19 protein-coding genes are annotated in these 20,386 nt (G+C 71.2%); 9 read left to right on the top strand and 10 right to left on the bottom strand.

The genetic code is table 11. The annotated features are described in order from the left end of the window. The first annotated feature begins 76 nt into the window (after positions 1-76). Entirely contained in the window at positions 77-1,837 is a 1,761-nt protein-coding gene (locus ACLF3G_RS05330; RefSeq protein ID WP_430668303.1) for an HWE histidine kinase domain-containing protein, read from the top strand. Positions 1,838-1,906: 69 nt separating this feature from the next. Here the strand turns inward: ACLF3G_RS05330 and glnA are convergent, their stop codons facing one another. From glnA to ACLF3G_RS05310, 4 genes are all read right to left on the bottom strand, one after another. Next, a complete protein-coding gene (glnA, locus tag ACLF3G_RS05325; RefSeq protein WP_430668302.1) occupies positions 1,907-3,346 on the bottom strand; it encodes a type I glutamate--ammonia ligase in 1,440 nt (479 codons plus the stop codon). Positions 3,347-3,526: 180 nt separating this feature from the next. Next, positions 3,527-3,865: a P-II family nitrogen regulator gene (locus tag ACLF3G_RS05320; RefSeq protein WP_430668301.1), complete on the bottom strand. Its 339-nt coding sequence runs from the start codon at positions 3,863-3,865 to the stop codon at positions 3,527-3,529. Positions 3,866-4,134: 269 nt separating this feature from the next. Then, on the bottom strand, positions 4,135-5,484 hold the full coding sequence (locus ACLF3G_RS05315; protein WP_430668300.1) for a hypothetical protein: 1,350 nt from the start codon (positions 5,482-5,484) through the stop codon (positions 4,135-4,137). Positions 5,485-5,534: 50 nt separating this feature from the next. Then, the gene (locus ACLF3G_RS05310) at positions 5,535-7,163 is read right to left on the bottom strand and encodes a GMC family oxidoreductase (protein ID WP_430668299.1); all 1,629 of its coding nucleotides are present in this window, start codon (positions 7,161-7,163) and stop codon (positions 5,535-5,537) included. A gap of 118 nt (positions 7,164-7,281) precedes the next feature. On the opposite strand from ACLF3G_RS05310, the gene ACLF3G_RS05305 reads away from it, so the two are divergent. Further along, entirely contained in the window at positions 7,282-8,061 is a 780-nt protein-coding gene (locus tag ACLF3G_RS05305; protein ID WP_430668298.1) for a fumarylacetoacetate hydrolase family protein, read from the top strand. Here the strand turns inward: ACLF3G_RS05305 and ACLF3G_RS05300 are convergent. The 4 genes from ACLF3G_RS05300 to ACLF3G_RS05285 form a co-directional block, all read right to left on the bottom strand. Next, positions 8,049-9,032, bottom strand: coding sequence for a 2-dehydropantoate 2-reductase (locus ACLF3G_RS05300; RefSeq protein WP_430668758.1), 984 nt, complete (start codon positions 9,030-9,032; stop codon positions 8,049-8,051). The two genes, ACLF3G_RS05305 and ACLF3G_RS05300, sit on opposite strands and share 13 nt — an antisense overlap. After that, positions 9,032-9,439, bottom strand: a complete 408-nt coding sequence (locus ACLF3G_RS05295; protein WP_430668297.1) for a VOC family protein — start codon at positions 9,437-9,439, stop codon at positions 9,032-9,034. The genes ACLF3G_RS05300 and ACLF3G_RS05295 overlap by 1 nt, the downstream gene beginning before the upstream one ends. Continuing rightward, positions 9,436-10,959: an acyl--CoA ligase gene (locus ACLF3G_RS05290; RefSeq protein WP_430668296.1), complete on the bottom strand. Its 1,524-nt coding sequence runs from the start codon at positions 10,957-10,959 to the stop codon at positions 9,436-9,438. Before ACLF3G_RS05290 ends, ACLF3G_RS05295 begins: the two co-directional genes overlap by 4 nt. 64 nt (positions 10,960-11,023) lie before the next feature. Continuing rightward, positions 11,024-13,696: a PAS domain S-box protein gene (locus ACLF3G_RS05285; RefSeq protein ID WP_430668295.1), complete on the bottom strand. Its 2,673-nt coding sequence runs from the start codon at positions 13,694-13,696 to the stop codon at positions 11,024-11,026. 182 nt (positions 13,697-13,878) lie between these two features. On the opposite strand from ACLF3G_RS05285, the gene ACLF3G_RS05280 reads away from it, so the two are divergent. The 3 genes from ACLF3G_RS05280 to ACLF3G_RS05270 are packed head-to-tail and all read left to right on the top strand — an operon-like array spanning position 13,879 to position 15,523. Then, positions 13,879-14,388, top strand: a complete 510-nt coding sequence (locus tag ACLF3G_RS05280) for a hypothetical protein (RefSeq protein WP_430668294.1) — start codon at positions 13,879-13,881, stop codon at positions 14,386-14,388. Continuing rightward, complete coding sequence (locus tag ACLF3G_RS05275) at positions 14,385-15,035, top strand: hypothetical protein (protein WP_430668293.1); 651 nt, start codon at positions 14,385-14,387, stop codon at positions 15,033-15,035. The genes ACLF3G_RS05280 and ACLF3G_RS05275 overlap by 4 nt, the downstream gene beginning before the upstream one ends. Next, the gene (locus ACLF3G_RS05270) at positions 15,032-15,523 is read left to right on the top strand and encodes a MarR family winged helix-turn-helix transcriptional regulator (RefSeq protein WP_430668292.1); all 492 of its coding nucleotides are present in this window, start codon (positions 15,032-15,034) and stop codon (positions 15,521-15,523) included. The genes ACLF3G_RS05275 and ACLF3G_RS05270 overlap by 4 nt, the downstream gene beginning before the upstream one ends. Before the next feature lie 61 nt (positions 15,524-15,584). On the opposite strand, the gene ACLF3G_RS05265 is transcribed toward ACLF3G_RS05270, so the two are convergent. Further along, positions 15,585-16,478 (bottom strand): fumarylacetoacetate hydrolase family protein, encoded by an 894-nt coding sequence (locus ACLF3G_RS05265; protein ID WP_430668291.1) that lies wholly within the window; start codon positions 16,476-16,478, stop codon positions 15,585-15,587. Between the two features lie 10 nt (positions 16,479-16,488). After that, entirely contained in the window at positions 16,489-17,484 is a 996-nt protein-coding gene (locus ACLF3G_RS05260; RefSeq protein WP_430668290.1) for a Bug family tripartite tricarboxylate transporter substrate binding protein, read from the bottom strand. Positions 17,485-17,613: 129 nt separating this feature from the next. Here ACLF3G_RS05260 and ACLF3G_RS05255 point away from each other — a divergent pair, with 129 nt between their 5' ends. From ACLF3G_RS05255 to ACLF3G_RS05240, 4 genes are read left to right on the top strand one after another with little or no spacing between them, the layout of a single operon-like run. Then, complete coding sequence (locus tag ACLF3G_RS05255; RefSeq protein ID WP_430668289.1) at positions 17,614-18,237, top strand: glutathione S-transferase family protein; 624 nt, start codon at positions 17,614-17,616, stop codon at positions 18,235-18,237. A gap of 25 nt (positions 18,238-18,262) precedes the next feature. Then, positions 18,263-18,904: a glutathione S-transferase family protein gene (locus ACLF3G_RS05250; protein ID WP_430668288.1), complete on the top strand. Its 642-nt coding sequence runs from the start codon at positions 18,263-18,265 to the stop codon at positions 18,902-18,904. A gap of 7 nt (positions 18,905-18,911) precedes the next feature. After that, a complete protein-coding gene (locus ACLF3G_RS05245) occupies positions 18,912-19,484 on the top strand; it encodes a histidine phosphatase family protein (protein WP_430668287.1) in 573 nt (190 codons plus the stop codon). Further along, on the top strand, positions 19,481-20,377 hold the full coding sequence (locus tag ACLF3G_RS05240) for an amidohydrolase family protein (protein WP_430668286.1): 897 nt from the start codon (positions 19,481-19,483) through the stop codon (positions 20,375-20,377). Before ACLF3G_RS05245 ends, ACLF3G_RS05240 begins: the two co-directional genes overlap by 4 nt. Positions 20,378-20,386 lie beyond the last annotated feature (9 nt).

Below are 20,386 nucleotides of genomic sequence, written 5' to 3'. Positions count from 1 at the left end.
CTGAGTCTAGGAACCTGCCCAAATCGGGAGGGAGCTTGTCCTTCGGCGATGGGAGAGGGGCGGGCAGGCCGTGCCGATGCAGGAACCAAGTGCCGTTCGGCGGGCCACCGCCCAGGCCGCGCCGCGGCGCCCGCTCGGCCTGAAGGCGCATCTCCTCGCCCTGTTCGTCGCCCTGCTGATCCCGTCGCTCGGCCTCGGTTCCGTTGTCGCCTGGCGCGCGGTGGAGGCTTACCGCCACGGCTTCGAAACCCGCCTGGAATGGACCGCGCGGGCGCTTGGGCTGGCGATCAACCAGGAGATCGCCGGGTTCGAATCCATGCTCGCCGGCTTGTCGACCAGCCGACTGCTGGATGAGGGCGCGACGGCGGCCGATCTCGCGCTGTTCCATGCCCGGGCCCGGGAGGTGGCGGCGCCGCTCGACACCTGGGTGGTGGTCATCGGTCCCGGCCCGGATTTCCGCAACCATGTCCACACGCTGGTGCCCGCCGGCACGGCGCTGCCCGGCGGCCTGATGCTGCCAGCCGAGAACGCACCCCTGCCGAGGGTCTTCGCCACCGGCCGCACCGCGGTCGGCGGCGTGATCCGCGGCCGCACCTCTGGCCGCCCCGTCTCCTTCATCTTCGTCCCGGTGCTGCGCGAGGGTCGCGTCATCCGCGCGCTTGGCATGGCCCTGGACCCGGCGCGCCTGGCGGTGCTGCTGCAAGGCCAGGGGTTGAGCGGCGGCGCCTACGCGACCGTCGTCGATTCCGAGGGCCATGTCGCCGCCCGGTCCCGCGACCATGCTCGCCTGGTCGGGCGTGCCGTGCCCGCCTGGTTCCGGCAGGCTACCGCGGGGCAGCCCTCCGGCTTCTTCCGCGGACCGGGGCTGGAGGGGGAGGAGCTGGTGCTCGGCACGGCCCAGATCCCGATCGCGCCAGGATGGGTGGTCGCGGTGACGGAGCCCTGGGCCAACTACGCCGCCAGCTGGTGGCGCCCGCTGGCGGTGTTGATCCTCGGCGGGCTGGTCGTGATCGGCGGCGGTACGCTGATGGCGCTGGGCCTTGCCCGGCGCCTCGCACGCTCCGTCGGCGATCTCGCCTCCGATGCCCGCGGCCTGGCCGCGGCCGCGGAGGGGGCCGGCCCGCCGCCAGCGGCACGGCCCTCCGGCGTGACGGAGCTGGACGCGTTGCGACTTGGGCTGCGCGCCGCGGCGGCGGAGTTGCGTGCCCGTGCCCTGGACAAGCGGGAGGCCGAGGACCGCCGCAGCTACTTGATGCGGGAGGTGGACCACCGGGCCAAGAACGCCCTGGCGGTGGCGCTGGCCCTGATCCGCCTGGCGCCGCGGGACCTGCCGCCGGGCGAGTTCGTGACCGCGGTCGAAGGCCGCGTCGCCGCCATGGCGCGCGCCCATTCGGTGCTGGCGAGCCAGTCCTGGAACGGCGCCGAGATGGCGGCGGTGGCGGAGGGGGAGCTGGCACCCTATGCGGGCCGCTACCGGTCGGAAGGTCCACCTGCCTGGCTGGCGGCGGAGGCGGTGCAGCCGCTGGCCATGCTGCTGCATGAACTCGCCACCAATGCGGCCCGGCACGGCGCCCTGGCCTCGCCCGAAGGTCGCGTCTCGGTGGCCTGGAATTTTGCCGCGGATGGCGGATTGCGGCTGCACTGGTCGGAGCAGGGCGGCCGGCCGCCCCCGGGTGAACCGCAGGGACAGGGTTTCGGCAGCCGGTTGATCAAGCAGCTCGCGGAACGGCAGCTGGGCGGGGGCATCGAGCGCGACTGGACCGCTGGCGGCCTGCGGCTGTCGCTGGCCCTGCCGCCGCGCCATGCGATGCCAGGCGGCATTCCCTCCATGGCCTGAAGCGCCCGCACATGAAAAAGGCCGAGGCGCTGTTGCGCCCCGGCCCTGGCTTGAACGGCGGTTGGCCGATCAGACCGAGTAGTACATCTCGAACTCGACCGGGTGCGGGGTGTGCTCGAACTTGTAGACGTCGCCCCACTTCAGCTCGATGTAGCTGTCGATCTGGTCCTTGGTGAACACGTCGCCCTCGAGCAGGAACTCGTGGTCGGCGGCCAGCGCACCGAGTGCCTCGCGCAGCGAGCCGCACACCGTCGGGATGCCCTTCAGCTCCTCCGGCGGCAGGTCGTACAGGTCCTTGTCCATGGCATCGCCCGGATGGATCTTGTTCTTGATGCCGTCGAGGCCGGCCATCAGCATGGCGGCGAAGGCGAGGTAGGGGTTCGCACCCGGATCCGGGAAGCGGACCTCGACGCGCTTGGCCTTCGGGCTCGTCGCATACGGGATGCGGCACGAGGCGGAGCGGTTGCGGGCCGAATAGGCCAGCAGCACGGGGGCCTCGAAGCCCGGGATCAGGCGCTTGTAGCTGTTGGTGGTCGGATTGGTGAAGGCGTTCAGCGCCTTGGCGTGCTTGATGATGCCGCCGATGTAGTACAGCGCCATCTCCGACAGGTCGGCATAGCCGTTGCCGGCGAACACCGGCTTGCCGGCCTTCCAGATCGACTGGTGCACATGCATGCCGCTGCCGTTGTCGCCGTAGATCGGCTTCGGCATGAAGGTCGCGGTCTTGCCGTAGCTGTGCGCCACGTTGTGCACGCAGTACTTGTAGATCTGCATGTGGTCGGCCTGCTGGACCAGCGGGCCGAACTTGGTGCCGAGCTCATGCTGGGACTGCGCCACCTCGTGGTGGTGCTTCTCGATCGCCAGGCCCATCTCGCCCATGGTCGACAGCATCTCGGCGCGCAGGTCGCCCTCGCTGTCCACCGGCGCCACCGGGAAATAGCCGCCCTTGACCACCGGGCGGTGGCCCATGTTGCCCTCGGGGTAGTCCTTCAGGCTGGCGCCCGGCCCCTCGATGCTGTCGAGCTGGTAGATGCCGTAGTTGCCGCCGGTGCCGAACTTCACGCTGTCGAACACGAAGAACTCGGCCTCCGGGCCGAAGAACGCCGTGTCGCCGATGCCGGTCGACTTCAGGTAGGCCTCGGACCGCTTGGCGGTGGAACGCGGATCGCGGGAGTACAGCTGGCCGGTGGAGGGCTCCACGATGTCGCAGAACAGGATCATCTGCGGCTTGGCCGCGAAGGGATCCATCACCGCCGTGCCGGGGTCCGGCATCAGGATCATGTCGGACTCGTTGATCGCCTTCCAGCCGGCGATCGAGGAGCCGTCGAACATGATGCCGTCGGCGAACACGTCCTCATCGATGGTGGAGACGTGCTGCGCAGTGTGCTGCCACTTGCCGCGCGGATCGGTGAAACGGAAATCGACGTATTCGACGCTGTGCTCCTTGATCATTTCCATGACCTTGGAGACGGCGGCGCTGTTGCCCCCGGCTGCCGGCTTCTTCGCCATCGTGTGCGGTCCTGTCCCGTTCTGTATCCCCGGTGCCAAATGCCACGCCACGGGAACCGGTCCCCGTCGCGCGCCCGGATGGCGGGATCCCCCCTGCCACCCGGCCAGCCTTCCCCGGCGCCACCGCCGGTCCGGCCCGTTTTCTGCCAACCCCGCGCGATGCCGCGCGGGTCGGTCACCTCAGACCGCGTCCTCGCCCCGTTCGCCGGTGCGGATGCGGATCACTTCCTGCACGTCGCTGACGAAGATCTTGCCATCCCCGATGCGCCCGGTGCGGGCCGCGGCGGTAATCGCCTCGATTGCCCGCTCCGCCAGCCCATCCGGGCAGACCACCTCGATCTTCACCTTCGGCAGGAAGTCCACCACGTATTCGGCGCCGCGATAGAGCTCCGTATGCCCCTTCTGCCGGCCGAACCCCTTGGCCTCCACCACGGTCAGCCCCTGCAGGCCGATCTCGTGCAGCGCGTCCTTCACCTCATCGAGTTTGAAGGGCTTGATGATCGCCTCGATCTTCTTCATCGGCTCCGTCGCTCCGCAGGCCGGCCCGCCCGAGGGCCGACGCAAGCGCTGATTCTTCCCGACTGCCGCCCTTCGAGTCGCGGCCCGGGCAGGGCGGCCCGGGGACCGGCTTCCGCCACCCCGGCGACCGGCTTTCGCCGGGCGCACCGCCGCCCCCCGTGTTGCATGGCACGTGCCATCCGGGCAACGGCACGCGCCGCGGAATCTGGCAGGGCTGTCACCCGAAATGCCCAAAAAGCGTTCAACAAGCTTTCAGAACGGGCAAATCTTCAGTTGCCGGGCGTATCGCGGACCACGCGCACGAAGGCCTCGATCAGCCGCGGCACCTCCTCAGCCGGGGCCGGCAGGCGGTCCCCGGCCAGGGTCATGCTGTCCAGGAACCGGCCGCCGGCGGTGTACAGCGAAAGCTCCAGCGCATCGCCCAGCACCTCCGGCCGGCACACCACTTCCTCGCCACGTGCCTCGTCGCGGGCCATGGCGACGAAGTCGCGGATCTCGGTCAGGCTTCCGGTCTGGCCGCCGGCTTCCTCCATGAATTCCGCGATCTCGGCATCCACCTCGGACAGCGGCACGATGGCGAGCGGCACGCAGCCCTCGCAGGCCTCGAAGGTCGCGCCGCGCCAGCGGTCGAACATCTCGGCACGTTGCGCTTCCTCGGGCGTCTCGACGGCGTCCTCCTCCGGCTCCGGCGGCAGGTCGCCGGCCTCGGCGATGTCGTCCCAGATAGGCAGGGACCAGTCGACCTGCAGCCCGACCAGCACGCCGAAGCCGCGCTGCGCCAACTGGTCCGTATCGCCCGGCGGCAGGTCGGCCGGTTCTGCCCCCGCCAGCAGGTCGAGCAGGATGCGCCGCACCGCGAGCGGCGACAGTTCCGCCACCGCGTCCGGCGACCGCCAACCCGGCAGGAAGCGGACCTCCAGGCTGTCCGGCAGCAGGCCGGCCGCGACCAGGCTCTCGCCCATCGCGCCGGCATCGGGCGGCCGTGCCGCGGGCAGCGCCACCGGCAGCGCCACCACCTGCGCCCAGCCGGAGGGGCCGAGCCTGGCCGCCTCCGCCGCGGCGAGCAGCGTGTCCTCCAGCTCCTCCGCCGCATCGTCGCCGTGGCGCGCGGCGATCTTGCGCAGCGCCAAGTCCAGCACGTCCTGCCGCTCGGCGGCCAGCAGCGCCTGGGCGAGGTCGTCGAAGGCGCCACCATCCTCGGCCTCGAAGGCCGTGATCAGCCGGTCCGCGATCGGGCCGGGCGCCTTGCCGAAGCCCGGCGGCCTCGGCGCGGCCGGCGGCTCCAGCCCCAGCGCGCGGAAGGCCGGGGCGCCGCGCAGCAGGCGGCCGCGGTCGATCCAGGCGCGCCGCATGGCGGGCGTATCCTCCCGCCCCTGCATCCAGCGGCGGAAGGCGGCACGGTCGGCGACCTGGACGAAGATCTCGACGCCCTGCGCCGCCAGCGCCTGCGCCACGGCGCGGGTCACGGCGTTCACCGTGGCGAGGTCCGGCGCGCCGGGCCGCAGCGTGTCGAGCGTCTCGGCGTCCGGGTAGGTGGTCAGCAGGATGGAATCGAGGTCCTCGCCCACATCCTGCGCCAGGGCGACCGCTTGGCCGACCCGATCCTCATTTTCTGGCATGGCGGTGGTCCTGCAATGGCTGGGCGTTATGCGGCGCCCGGCCGCGCCACTCAACCGGCCGGCCTGCCGAGAATGAAGTCGGCCGCCTTCTCCGCGATCATCAGCGTCGTCGCATAGGTGTTGGCGGAAGGCATGGCGGGCATGATGGAGGCATCGACCACCCGCAGCCCCTGCATGCCATGCACCAGCAGCCGGTCGTTCACCACCGCGCTCGGGTCGGTCTCCGGTCCCATCCGGGCGGTGCCGATCAGGTGGTAGGTGGTGCTGCCGTTGCGCTTGGCGAAGTCCAGCAATTCGTCGTCGCCCTGCACCTTCGGCCCGGGCAGCGTCTCGCCCACCAGCAGCCGGCCGAGTTCCGGCGTGCCGAGCATCCGCCGCAGCAGCCGCATGCCGCCGAGATGCACGCGGATGTCCATCGGGTCCGAGAGGTAGTTCGGGTTGATCTCGGGGTCCTCGAACACGTTGGTGCTGCGCGCCCGCACCCAGCCGGTGCTTTCCGGGCGGTGTTGCCAGGCGCCGGCGGTGACGCCGGGATAGTCGTCCAGCACATAGACCTTGCCCTCGGCGTAGGAGCCTGGGGTGAAGACGCATTGCAGGTCCGGCTCGTCCAGCCCCTCGAAGCTTTTCCAGAAGACGTGGACGTGGGAGGGCGTGGTGGCCAGGATGTTGGGCCGCCGCAACGCCCAGCGCGCAATCTGCCCGCCGAGCTTCAGGCCGCGCGACAATTCGTTCAGCGTCTGCACCCCGGGCTTCGCGCGCATCACGAAGCGGGAGGCGTAGTGGTCCCGGAAATTGGAGCCGACGCCGCGCACCTCATGCACCACCGGCACGCCGAGGCGGCCCAGCAGATCGGCCGGGCCGACGCCCGAGATCTGCAGCAGCCGCGCGGTGTTGACCGTGCCGGCGGACAGGATCACCTCCCGCCGCGCCCGCACCTCCCGTACCGGGGCGCCGGGCGCGGCAACGTACTGGATGCCGACGGCGCGCTTGCCCTCGAACAGGATGCGGCTGGCGCGGGCGTTGGTGCGGACCTCCAGGTTCGGGCGCTTCATCGCCGGCCGCAGGAAGGCGACGGCGGCGGAGATGCGGCGGCCGTTGCGGATGGTACGCTGGTAGTAGCCGACACCGGCCTGATGGCCCGAATTGTAGTCCTTCGCGCGCGGAATCCCGAGGCCGAGGCAGCCCTGGATGAAGGCTTCGGAGACCGGGTTGATCCAGTCCATGTCGGTGATCGGAATGCCGTCGGCGTTGCGGCCTCGGGATTCATCGCCGACACCTACGCGGTTCTCGCTGCGCCGGTAGTAGGGCAGGCAATCCGCGTAGCCCCAGCCGCGGTTTCCCCGCTGCGCCCAGCTGTCCAGGTCCGCCGGCTGGCCACGGTTGTAGATCAGCCCGTTGACGGAGGAGGAGCCACCCAGCGTGCGCCCCTGCGTCGTGCTGATGCGCCGCCCGCCGGTCATTGGGATGGCTTCGGTCTTGAACTGCCAGGTGACGCCGGGGTCGGCCAGCGTCTTGATGAAGCCGGCGGGGATATGGATGAACGGGTTGCGGTCCGGCGGCCCGGCTTCCAGCACGCAGACCGTCACGCCGGGGTCCACCGTCAGCCGGTTCGCCAGCACGGAGCCGGCGGCGCCGGAGCCGACGATGACGTAGTCGAAACTGTCGACGCCCGCGGACATGCCTGGTTTCCTCGCCCTGCCGGAGGCGAGAGTAGGGGCCGCGCGAGGGCCTGCAAACCCTCGACCCGCGTCGCTGCATGTCCTACGGCTTCCTCCAGGCATGCAGGAGGAAACGCGGATGGCGCTTTGGGTGCGGTTCCACCATGACGGCCAGGACGGGTTCGGCACGCTGGAAGGCGAGGCCGTCGAGGTCCACCAGGGCAACCTGTTCGCCAGCCCGACGCCGACCGGGCAGGTGGTGCCACTGGCCGATGTGGCGCTGCGGGCCCCGGTGCAGCCCGGCCTGTTCATCGGCCTGTGGAACAATTTTCATGAGGCCGCCGCGAAGCAGAACCTGGCGTTGCCGGACGTTCCGCTGACCTTCCTGAAGAACCCGCGCTGCGTCATCGGCCCCGACGCGCCGATCCGCCCGCCCGCCAGCTACGCCGGCCGCGTGATCTACGAGGGCGAGCTGGGCCTGGTGATCGGCGCGACCTGCACCGATGTGTCGGAGGCTGACGCGGGGGCCGCGATCTTCGGCCTGACCTGCATCAACGATGTGACGGCGCTGGACCTGCTGCACGCCGACCCGTCCTTCCCGCAATGGGCGCGCGCCAAGGGCTGCGACAGTTTTGGCCCCATCGGCCCGGCCATCGCCACCGGAATCGACTGGTCCGCGCTGCGCGTGAAGGTCGCGCTGAACGGCCGGGTGCGCCAGGATTATCCGTGCAGCGACATGATCCTGCCGCCGGCCCGCATCGTCTCGCTGATCTCGCGCGAGATGACGCTGCAACCCGGCGACGTGATCGCCTGCGGCACATCGGTCGGCACGCTGCCGATGCGGCCGGGGATGGTGGTGGAGGTGACGATCGAGGGAATCGGCACGCTCCGCAACATCTTCAATCCTCAGCCGGCGTAACACCCCGCGCTGCGGCCGCGCGCGCGGACCAGCGCCAGCACGGTGCGGCAGGTCGGCACCGGCAGCTCCACCATCTCCGCCATCTCGACCACCACGCCGAGCAGCGCATCGATCTCCATCGGCCGGCCGCGTTCCAGATCCTGCAGCATGGAGGTCTTGTGCGCGCCGACCTCCGCCGCGCCGGCGATGCGCTTGTCCACATCGATGCCGAAGCGCACGCCGAGCTTCTCGCCGACCGCCTGCGCCTCCAGCATCATGTCGCGCGCGACCTGGCGCTGGCCTGGATCGCCAGTGATGACATCGAGCGTCGCGCCGGTCAGCGCGCTGATCGGGTTGAAGGCCAGGTTGCCCCACAGCTTCACCCAGATCTCGTCGCGGATCTTCGGGCGCACCGGCGCCTTGAAGCCGGCGGCGATCAGCGCCTCCGACAGGGCGTTGACGCGCGCACTGCGGCTGCCATCAGGCTCGCCGAGGGTGAAGCGGTCGCCATAGGTATGCTCGATGATTCCGGGCTCGGCGACTTCCGCCGCCGGGTAGACGATGGCGCCGATGGCGCGCGAGGGATGCAGCATCTCCCACACCTGGCCCTCCGGATCGACGCTTTTCACGCGGTGGTCCTCGAAGCCGCCGGGATGCTTGTAGAAGTACCACCAGGGGATGCCGTTGACGGCGGAGACGATGGCGGTGTCCGGCCCCAGCAGCGGCTGCATCTGCGGCGCCGCACCCGGCAGCGCATGCGCCTTCAGCGTGACGACGACATAATCCTGCACGCCGGCTTCCGCCGCCGACCCGACGCAGCGCGGATGCACCACAATGTCCTGCCCGCCGCCGCGCAGCCGCAGGCCGTTCGCCTGCATCGCCGCCAGGTGCGGCCCGCGCGCCACCACCGTGACCTCCGCATCGCCCTTGGCCGCGAGCTTCGCCGCCATCAGCCCGCCGATCGCACCGGCGCCGAACACGCAGAGCCGCATCACTTGCTTTCCTCCTGGTTGAGCGGCTGGCTGAAATAGAGCGTGTGGCCCTGGTCGTCGCGCAGGACGATCTCGCGCGTATCCCAGGGGCGGTCTACCGGCCCGTCGATCAGGGTGACGCCGCGCGCGCGGAACTCCGCCGCCAGCGCCTCGACATCCGGTGCCTGGAAGTAGAGATGGACGTGGTCGCCCTGCGCGACATAGTCGATGGACGGATCTGGCGCATCGACGAGCTTGAGATGGAACTCCGCCTCGCCCGCGCAGATGCCGGCATAGAAATCCTGCCAGCGGAAGCCCAGCGTGAAGCCGAGCTTGCCGGTGTAGAAGCCGATCGAGGCGTCCAGGTCCGTGGTGCGAAGCTGCGGCGTGATGGCGGTGATCCGCGCCGCCTCGACGGCAGGGCTCACAGCGAAAGCCCCAGCTTCTCGGCCAGCCCGATGCGCATCAGCTTGCCCGTCGCCCCCTTCGGGATGTCGGCCAGGAACACGACCTTCCGCGGCACCTTGTAGTCCGCCAGGTGCTGCGCAGCGAAGTCGCGCAATTCGCGCTCCGTCAGTTCCATGCCGTCGCGCAGCACCACGGCGGCGCCGATCTCCTCGCCGAGCTTGGCGTGCGGCATGGCAAAGCACAGCGCCTGCGCCACGCAGGGATGCGCCGACAGCACGCCGTCCACTTCCAGCGGCGACACCTTCTCGCCACCGCGGTTGATGAGTTCCTTGAGGCGCCCCGTGAGCATCAGGAACCCGTCCTCGTCCAGCATCCCCTGATCGCCGGTGCGGAACCAGCCATTCAGGAAGGCCTTGGCATTCGCCTCCGGGTTCGCCTCGTAGCCCTTGGTGACGTTCGGGCCACGGATCACAACCTCGCCGATCTCGCCCTGCGGCAGCATCGTGCCGTCATCGGCCATGATGGCGACTTCCGGCCCCGCCGGCAGCCCGACCTTGCCCGGCTTGCGCGGCCCGGCCAGGGGGTTGGACGCCATCTGGTGCGCCGCCTCGGTCATGCCGTAGCTTTCCACCAGCGGCGCGCCGAAGGTCTTCTCCAGCTGCTGCATGACGGGGCCGGGCAGGGAGGCAGAGGACGAGCGCAGGAAGCGCAGCCGGGCACGCGCGATGATGTCCGCGTTGCGCTCGGCCCGCGACAGGATCGCCTGGTGCATCGTCGGCACAGCCGTGTACCAGCTCGGCCGTTCCTCATCGAGCCAGCGGAAGAAGCGCAGCGCATCGAAGCCCGGCGTGCAGCACACCGCGCCGCCCGCACCGAGCGAGGACAGCACGGCGGCGATCAGCCCATGGATGTGGAACAGCGGCATCACGTTCAGGCAGGCATCATCGGCCGTCAGCGCCAGCGCCGCGCCGATGTGGCGCGCGGAGGCGGTGACGTTGCCATGCGTCAGCGGCACGATCTTCGGCCGCGCCGTGGTGCCGGAGGTGTGCAGCACCAGCGCCACGTCATCCTCCCCGGCCAGGCCCGGCCGTGCCGCCTGGCCCGGCGTGCCGCCCACCAGCGTGAAGGCGCCGGCACCGCGGGTCGCATCCGGCACCACCTCGATCACCGGCACGCCGAGCTTCGCCGCCGCCGCGCGGGCCGGGGTCTCGACGCCCTGCGCCACCAGCAGCGCCTTCGACTTCAGGTCGTCGATGTAGAACTCGAATTCCTCGCCCCGATAGGCCGGGTTCAGCGGCGCCGTGGTGGCGTGGCAGGCCACGGCCAGGAAGGCCGTCGCCATCTCCGGTCCGTTCGGCAGCACGATCGCCACCCGGTCGCCGCGCCCGATGCCCACCGCGTTCAGCGCCGCCCCGGTCGCCGCGACCAGTTCGCGCAGCGCCGCATAGGTCAGCGGCGCGCGGCCTTCCGTGGCGCGGATGGCGGGCTCGTCCGCCGCGCCGCGCCCAAGCAGTTCGGCAACCGTACGGTATTCCGGCATGAAGTCCTCCTGGCTTTGCGGCGAGCCTATCCGCGCGGCGGCCCGGATGGAAAGCGCCGTCCGGTCAAGGCCGGGCCAGCGCCGCCTGAACCCGTTGCGCCAGCGCATCCAGCGCGAAGGGCTTGCCGATCACGTCGACGCCCTGCGGCAGCACGGATCCGGCATAGCCGGTGATGAACAGCACCGGCAGGTTTGGCCGCTGGTCGTGCAGCACCTCCGCCAGTTGCCGCCCGTTCATGCTGCCGGTCAGGCCCACGTCGGTTACCAGCAGGTCGATGCGCTGCCGGGCGCTGACCATCCGCAGCGCGGCGGCGCCGTCCTGGGCTTCCAGCACCTCGTAGCCCAGCTCCCGCAACCGGGCGGCGGCCGGGGTGCGCACGGCCGCTTCGTCATCGACCAGCAGCACCACCTCGCCGGTTGCGCAGCGCTTCGGCGCGGTGCGCGACTCAGCGGCCGCCGGCGCCGCCAGCATGTCGTGACGCGGCAGCCACAGCCGCACCGTGGTGCCGCGTCCCAACGTGCTTTCAATCCGCACCAGCCCGCCGGATTGCCGCACGAAGCCATAGACCTGACTGAGCCCAAGCCCGGTGCCCTGACCCTGCGGCTTGGTGGTGAAGAAGGGCTCAAAGACCCGCTCCATCACCTCCCGCCGCATGCCGGTGCCGGTGTCGGAGACCGAGAGGCCGACATACTCGCCCGGCTCCGCGCCGACATGGCGCAGCAGCTCCGCCTTGCCGAAGCGCCGCGTGGCGGTGCCGATGACCAGGTGCCCGCCGTCCGGCATGGCGTCGCGCGCGTTGATGCAGAGGTTCAGCAACGCCCCCTCCAGCTCGCTCGGGTCGCACAGCACGCTGCTGCCGCGGCCCTGGTCCAGCTCCAGCTCCACCGCAATGGAGGGTCCGACGGTACGGCGGACCAGGTCACTCATCCCCTGGATCAGCGCACCCGGGTCCAGCAGGCGGGGTTCCAGGCGCTGGCGCCGGGCGAAGGCCAGCAGCCGCCGGGTCAGCGCCGCCGCGCGCTGCGCCGCATCCTGCGCGGCCTCCAGGTAGCGCACCGCATCCGCGCCGCGCCCCTGTTCGACGCGGCGGCGCGCCATGTCCAGCCCGCCGGTGACGCCCTGCAGCATGTTGTTGAAGTCGTGCGCGATGCCGCCCGTCAGTTGTCCCACGGCTTCCAGCTTCTGGGTGTGGCGCAGCGCCTCCTCCGCCCTTTCGCGCTCCTGCACCTCGGCACGCAGCGCCTCCAGCGCATTGGCGAGTTCGGAGGTGCGGTCGGCAACCAGCATTTCCATCTCGTCCCGCGCCCGCGCCAGGTCGTGGCGCAGGCGCACCTGGTCCTCGATGTCGGTGGAGGTGCCGAGCCATTCCGCCACGCCATCCTCCCGGCGCAGCGCGGCCCGGCTCTGGCACCAGCGGTAGCCGTCGGTGACGACGTGGATGCGGTGTTCGACGGCGAAGCGGCCCTCCGCCTCCGCCACCGCCCAGGCGTCCAGCGTCGCCTCGCGATCCTCGGGGTGCACCGCCTCCAGCCAGCCATGGCCGAGGCTCGCTTCCAGGCTCAGCCCGGTAAAGGCGGTCCATTGCGGGCTCACCCAATCGAGTTCGCCCGCCCGGGAGGAACGCCAGACCAGTTGCGGGATGCCCTCCGCCAGCGTGCGTACGCGCGCCTCGCTCTCGTACAGATGCGCCTCGTTCTGCCGGCGCGTCGTCAGGTCCGCCGTCACCGCCAGCACGGCGCGAGGGCGGCCCTGTTCGTCGTCCAGCCGGCTGAGGCTGCTGCTGGCCCAGACCGCGCTGCCATCCGGGCGCAGGTAGCGCTTGTCCACCGCCACAGGCTTCCCGGTTTCGATCACCCGTTGCAGCGCGGCGCGGCTGGCCGGCAGATCCTCCGGCCAGGTCACCTCGGCAACGCCGAGGGCGAGTACCGTCGGGCGGTCGCGGCCCAAAATGCGGCACAACTCGTCATTCACCTCGATGAACCGGCCATCGAGCGCGACCTCGCTGAGGCCGACCGCGGCATGGGCGACAATCGCCGCCATGCGCCGGCCGCTTTCCTCCAGTGCCGCGGCGGCGCGCCGGCGCTCCGTCACGTCGCGGAACAGCGCCGCGACGAGGCGGGGACCGGGGAGGGGCAGCCGCACCACGTAGCATTCCAGCCAGATGCGCAGCGGCGCCAGGAGGAACTCGAAGCGCAGGCCGCTGCCCTCGGCCGGCGCCGCGCGGAAAATCTCACGCCAGCAGGGGGCCAGGGCGGAGTCGAGGTCGGACAGCCTGCGGCCGGTGTAGTCCTCCCCGGCGAGGCGGATGGCCGCCGGGTTGGCCTCGATGAACCGCACATCCGTCGGCGGCCCCGACGGATCGCCGACGATCTCGCCCAGCAGGAACCCCTCATCCAGCGCGGCCAGCAGGCCGAGCCGGCCGGCCTGGGGGTCCGGCAGGCGGCGGAGGAAGATGGACAGGCCGCCGGCGGCATTGCCGTGGACCTGCCATTCCACGCGCTCGTCGGACGGTCCGGCTGCGCTGGGCGCCGGCAGCACCAGGCTGGTGCCGGCGCCGGAGCACATCACCTGGCGCAGCGACGTCTCGGCGGAAGCGGGCAGGACCTCCGCAAGGTGTCGGCCGGCCCAGGCGGCGGGGCGCAGGATGGTGAGCGACGCATCCAGTTCAAGATAGCCATCCCCAAGCGGACCCGAGATCTCGGGCGTGGCCTGCGCCGCCGGGTTGGTTCCTCCCATGCCGATAGCGGACCACGACGCCGGGGCCTCTGTCGAGGGGCGTCTCGGCCGGGACCCACATGGGCCGGTCGCGTCCGCTTGAGCGGAGCGGTCGGTGGGGAGGCCCCGGCAGAGGCTGATTCGGCTTGCAGAAAGTTCGATAGCGAATTATCTAGTTCGATATCAAACAAAATAGGCTCGCCATGACCCTGACCCGCCGCCACATCCTCCGCGCCGCCGGCGCCGCCGCCCTGATCCTGTCGCCGCTGCCCTCCGCCGGCCGCGCGATGGGCCAGGCCGCTCGCAGCGACCCGGCCGCCCCCTGGGCGGAGGCGCCGGCCGCCGCCGCCCACCCGGACCCGCGCATCCGCGCCCTGGCCTGGGCCGTGCTGGCACCGAACCCGCACAACCGGCAGCCCTGGGTGGCCGAACTGCCCGCAGCCGCGCCGGATACGGTGGTGCTGCGCTGCGACCTCGACCGCCGCCTGCCGGTGACGGATCCGTTCGATCGCCAGATCACCATCGGCCTCGGCGCCTTTGCCGAGTTGTTCCGCCTGGCCGCCGCCGCGCAGGGCTTCGCCACCACGCTGACGCCCTTCCCCGAAGGCGAGCCTCGCCCGCGGCTGGACGGCCGCCCGGTGGCGCTGCTGCGGCTGGCGCCCGGCGGCAGCCCGGACCCGCTGTTCGCCCATGGGCCCAGCGGCGGTCGGTGAAGCGCCCCTATGACATGGCGCGCCCGGTGCCGCCCGAGGCGCTGGCCGACCTGGCCACGCAGGTCGCCGCGCCGCGCCGCTTCGGCGGCACCAGCGCACCGGACCAGGTCGCCGCCATCCGCGCCCTGGCCTGGCGTGCCTGGCGGACGGAAGCGACGACGGAGGCGGCGCATCTGGAAAGCGTCGACCTGATGCGGATGGGCCGCGATGCCGTGGCCGCCCAGCCGGACGGCATCAGCATCTACGGTCCCGGGCTGGATGAAGCCGTCGCCGCCGGCCAGATCACGCGGGAGGCGATGTTGCCCGGCCGCCCCGGCTACGACATCATGGTGGCGCGCTACGCGCCAATGCTGGAGGCAACGCCGGCCTATGTCTGGACCAGCACCCCGGGCAACAGCCGGGCCGAAGCGCTGGCCTCGGGCCGGGACTGGCTGCGCCTCAACCTCGCCGCCACCGGCCTCGGCCTCTCGCTGCATCCGGTGAGCCAGGCGTTGCAGGAGTTTCCCGCGATGGCCGAACACTACGCGGAGGCACAGGCGATGTTGGGGCAGGGAGGAACCGTGCAGATGCTGGGGCGCCTTGGCTACGGCCCGGCCGTGCCGCCGACGCCGCGCTGGCCCGCCGCCACCCGCATCCGCCCTGCATGAGCGATCCGCCGGTACGGGACCAGCAGGTGGCGGCGGAGCACGCGGCGGACCCGCCCGTTTTCATGCTGCTGAACGAGATCGCCATCATCGAGCATCTGGCCCGCAACCGGCTGGAACGGGCGCTGCCGGAGGGGCTGCGCCTGTCCCACTTCATCGTGCTGAACCACCTGACCCGGATGGGCGACGGCCGCAGCCTGGCGCGCATCGCCCGCGCCGTGCAGGTGGAACGCCCGGCGATGACCAACACCATCCAGAAGCTGGAGGCGCGCGGCCTGGTCCGTACCGCGCCCGACCCGAAGGACGGCCGCGGCAAGCTGGTCTTCCTGACGCCGGCGGGCCGCGCCGCCCGCGCCGGCGCGGTCGGCATCGCCGAGGCATCGGTCTGCGCGGTGGATCACGGCCTGGCCGAGGCCGAGATCGCCGTCATCCTGCCCCTGCTGCGCCGCCTGCGCAGCGCGCTGGACCGGGCGCGCGACGCGGAGGATTGAAGCATCGTCAGGCCCGGCGTCCACGCAGGGCGGCCTGGAACACGCGCCAGGACCTGGCGGCTCAGCTTTCCCCCGGCGCCACCACATGCGTGGTCAACTGCATCAGGCCTTCCAGACCCGCGACGCAGGTGTCGCCGGGCTTCAGGTACAGCTCCGCCGCATTCGCATGCCCGATGGCGGTGCCGCGCGGCGCGCCGGTGGCGATGATGTCGCCGACCTCGAAGGGCATGAAGCGGGTGAAGTGGGCGATGATGCCCTCGATGCGGTGGATGTACTCATCCGTGTTGACGCGCAGCCGGCGCTCGCCGTTCACGTCGCAGGTCAGCCACAGGTCGTAGGGGTCGGCCACCTCCGCCAGCGGCACCACGTAGGGGCCGACCGGGCAGAAGCCGGGCATGTTCTTCGAGACCCAGAACTTGGTGCCGGACACCACCTCCTGCTTCTGGATCTCACGCGCCGTCAGATCGTTCAGGACCGTGATCCCGCCGACGTAATGCCGGGCGTCTTCCCGCCCGACATGGAAAGCGCGCCTGGTGACGATAAAGGCGAGTTCCGGCTCGTAGTCGAAGGTCGTTATGCCCTCCGGCCGCGCGACGCGGGCGCCTTCGCCGACGAGCGTCTCGGCCAGCTTCACGAAGCCGGTCGGCTCCTGCGGGTCTTCCTTCAGCATGCCCTGCGCCACCAGCTCCGCGCGGTGCACCTTGCTGTTCTTGCCGACGCAGAAGATCTTCCCGGGATTGGTGATGGGCGGCAGGATGTGGCAGGCTGTGATCGGGTGGCGCTGCGGTGCCTGCGCGATAATCGCGGCCAGCGCCGGCACCGGCAGCAGCAGGGCGCGCCGCATGTCCCAGTCCGGGCCATGTGCCGCCGAAAGGTCGCGCAGCGTTTCGCCGTCGACAGCGCCGAGGCGCGGGCGCAGGTCGCCCGCTGCGAGGAAGGTCGCCAACCGGATCATCGGGTCTAGCCTATTCGAGTGTGATGTTGCGTTCGCGGACGACGCGTTGCCATTTGGCGATGTCCGCGTCGATGTAGCCGGTAAAGGCATCCGGCGTCATCGGCTCGGGCTCCGCGCCCAGCGTCGCCAGCCGGTCCTTCGTCGCCTGGGTGGACAGCGCCGTTGCCGCATCCGCCGCGATCTTCGTGGCGATCGGCGCCGGCAGCCCCCTCGGCGCGAACAGCCCGAACCAGCCGACGGCGGCATAGCCGGGCAGGCCGGTGGAGCTTGCCGGCGGCACGCCCGGCAACAGGGCGCTGGCGCGTTCCGACGTCACAGCCAGGTTCACCACCTGGTTCGCGGCGACCGCCGCCGCGACGGTCTGCGGCGGCGCGAACATCAGGTGGATGCGGCCGGCGATCAGGTCGGTCAGCGCCGGGCCGGTGCCGCGATAGGGCACGTGCAGCATCTCGATGCCTGCCATCGAGCAGAACAGCTCCGCCGCCAGGTGGCTGGCGGCGCCGGTGCCGCTGCTGCCGAAGGTGAAGTGGCCGGGCCGCTGCTTCGCCAGCGCCACAAGCTCCCCGACAGTCTTCGCGCCGACGCCGGGATGCATGGCGATGACATAGGCCGGCGCCGCGATCAGGCTGACCGGCGTCAGGTGGTCCCGCACCGCGAAGGCCGCGTCGCCGCCCGCGCCGGCCAGGCCCATGATCCCGCCGGTCGAGGTCACCAGCAGCGTGTGACCGTCCGGCTGCGCCCGCTGCACCTGCTGCAGGCCGATCCGCCCGGCCCCGCCGCCGCGGTTTTCCACCACGACGGATTGGCGCCAGCTCTCCTGGAAGTTCTGCGCGAGGATGCGCGCCAGCACATCCGTGCCGCCACCGGGCGGGAACGGCACGACGATGGTGACCGCGCGGGTGGGGTAGCCGCCTGCCTGAACGCCGGACTGGCCACGCGCCAGCCGTGGCATGGCCAGCAGCGGCGCGGCGCCAAAGCCGGCCAGCAGGTATCGGCGCGTCGTCATTCCAGCGTTTCCCTCGGTTGCAGACCTTGTTGCCGACAGTCTGCACATGTCGCGGCGACCCGGCCAAGGGGGTGACGCCCCAGGCGCCGCATCCTAGTCTCCCGCCAACACTTGCCTTGGAGACGGTCCATGAAGCTGTACTACTCGCCCGGCGCCTGCTCGCTCGGAATCCACATCGTGCTGGAGGAGATCGGCAAGCCCTACGAGTTGTCGGCGGTGGCGCTGAAGGACGGCGCCCAGCACAAGCCGGACTACGTCGCGGTCAACCCGAAATCCAAGGTCCCGGCGCTGGACCGCGGCGATGGCCGCGTGCTGACCGAATTTCCCGTAATCGCCTGGTGGCTGGCCAAGTCCAACCCGGAAGCCGCCCTGGTACCGACCGAGTTCGAGGCCGAGACCCGCTGCCTGGAGATGCTGGACTACGTCTGCGGCACCATCCACCCGCAGGGCTTCACCCGCCAGTTCCGTCCGGCCAACTTCGCCCCGAACGAGGCAGATTTCCCGAAGGTGGTCGAACAGGGCAAGGCGCTGGCCACCAAGTATTTCGAGACGCTGGACCGGAACTGGGCCGGTGGCACCTATGCCCTGGCCTCGGGCTATTCCGTGGCCGATGCGGCGCTGTTCTTCGTGGAATACTGGGCGACCCGGCGGTCCGGCATGACCCTGCCGCCGCACCTCGCGAAGCACCTCGACGCCATGCTGTCCCGCCCGGCGGTGCAGCGCGCGCTGCAGCAGGAAGGGCTGCCGGCGTGAGGCTCCGGGCCTGAGCCCGCCGGCGATGTCCACCCCGATCCTCTGGACCTCCACCTTCAGCTCCGGCTCCATCGCGCATCAGGTCGCGATGGTTTCCGGCGTGCCGTTCGAGGCGCGCTTCGTCTCGATCCGCGCCGGCGACACGCGCCGCCCCGACTACCTGGCGATGAACCCGAAGGGGGAGGTGCCGGCGCTGCAACTGCCGGATGGCACCGTCATCACGGAAATCCCCGCCATCCTGTGCTGGTTCGCGGAGGCGGCGCCGGAGGCCGGCCTGCTGCCGCGCGATGCGACGGGACGCGCGAAGGGGCTGGAATGGCTCGCCTGGTGCCACTGGACCATGGGCCGCAGTTTTTCGGCCGCCTTCAACCCGCGAATCCTGGCCGGGGACGACCAGGCGGCGCAGCAGGCGGTGCGGGCCCATGCGACGGGCGGCGCGGCGCAGGCGCTGGCCTTCGCCGATGCGGCAGTGGCCAAGGCGGGCGGCACGCTGCTCGGCACCGCGCAGCCCACGGCACCGGACATCTTCCTGGCCGCGCTGGTCGCCTTCGGCGGGTTCCTGAAGCTGGATGCCGTGGCATTGACGAATCTGGCGGCGCTGCAGGCGCGCGTGGCGGCGATGCCGGGCGTGGCGGCGGCGACTGCGGCTGAACAGGCGCGAGGCTAAACAAAAGATGCTGCACCCCACCACCTTCTGGTTCCTGCGCCATGGCGAGACGGACTGGAACGCCCAGGGCCTGTCGCAGGGCCGCACCGACATCCCGCTGAACCAAGTGGGCGAGGCGCAGGCGGCCCGCGCCGCGCGCACCATCCAGCCGATCGGCATCGCCAGCATCGTCGCGTCCCCGCTGGTGCGGGCGCGGCGCACGGCGGAGGTGACGGCGGAGCTGCTCCGCCTGCCGGTGACGCTGGACCCCGACCTTGCCGAGGTGAATTTCGGCGCGCAGGAAGGCCTGCCGATGGGCGACTGGTACGATGACTGGATCGCCGGCGACTACACGCCGAAGGGCGGCGAGACCTTCGCCGAACTGCGGGACCGCGCGGTTCGCGGCATCAACCGTGCCGTGACACGGCCCGGGCCGGTGCTGGTGGTCGCGCATGGCGCGCTGTTCCGCGCGCTGCGCCAGGCTGCGGGGCTGGAGGCGAATGTGCGGACGCCGAACGCCCTGCCGCTGCTGATGGAGCCGCCGGAGGCCGGAGCCGCCGCCTGGCGTATCACGCCCGCGCTGCTGGCCGCGGAGGCATGAGCACCGCGCCGGCCCGCATCGCCGGGCCGGTCGCCCTGCCCCGCCTGCCGCACACCGCGCCACCGCCAGGTGCGGTGGATGCCCACGCCCACATCTTCGGGCCGGAGGCGCGCTTTCCCTTCGCCGAAGGCCGCGGCTACACGCCGCCCGATGCGCCCGTCGAGGCCTATCTCGCGCTGCTCGACCGGCTTGGCCTTTCGCGCGGCGTCCTGGTGCAGGGCAACGCGCATGGCTACGACAATGCGGCGCTGCTGGATGCGCTGGAACGCGCGCCGGACCGTCTGCGCGCCATCGCCATCACCGATGCGCGCGTCGCGCCCGAGGCGCTGCGCGACTGGCACCGCCTGGGCGTGCGCGGGCTGCGCTTCCACGAGCACGCGCCGGATGCGCGGCCGGGCTATGTGCAGGGAGTGGGGCTGGAGGTTCTCAAACGGTTCCGCCCGGTGATGCGCGACCTGGGCTGGGTAGTGCAGGTATTCTGCCACCACCGCCGGCTGCCGGCCATCGCGGCCGAGCTTTCCGGAATCTCACGCGAGATGCCGGTGGTGCTCGACCACATGCTGATGGTGCCGGCGGCGCTCGGCATCGCGGACCCCGGCTTCCAGGCCCTGCTGCGGCTGGTGGGGGAGGGGGCGGCGCATGTGAAGGTCTCCGCGCCCTACCGGCTCTCGACGGCATTCCCGGATTATGCCGATGCACAGCCGTTCCACGCGGCGCTGCTGGCCGCCAACCCGGATCGGCTGCTGTGGGGCACAGATTGGCCGCACACCTCGATCCCCGCCGCGACGATGCCGGATGACGGCGCGCTGCTGGACCTGTTCACGGACTGGACACCGCGTCCGGAAGATCGCGCGCGCATCCTGGTGGGAACGCCGGCCCGCCTGTTCTGGTAGTCTTCGCAT

Origin of the sequence: Falsiroseomonas sp. HC035 (assembly GCF_050563525.1) — a bacterium.
Lineage (GTDB): Bacteria > Pseudomonadota > Alphaproteobacteria > Acetobacterales > Acetobacteraceae > Falsiroseomonas.
Note: the sequence above shows the minus strand (reverse complement) of the source record. Positions and strands in the feature narration are given on the sequence as shown.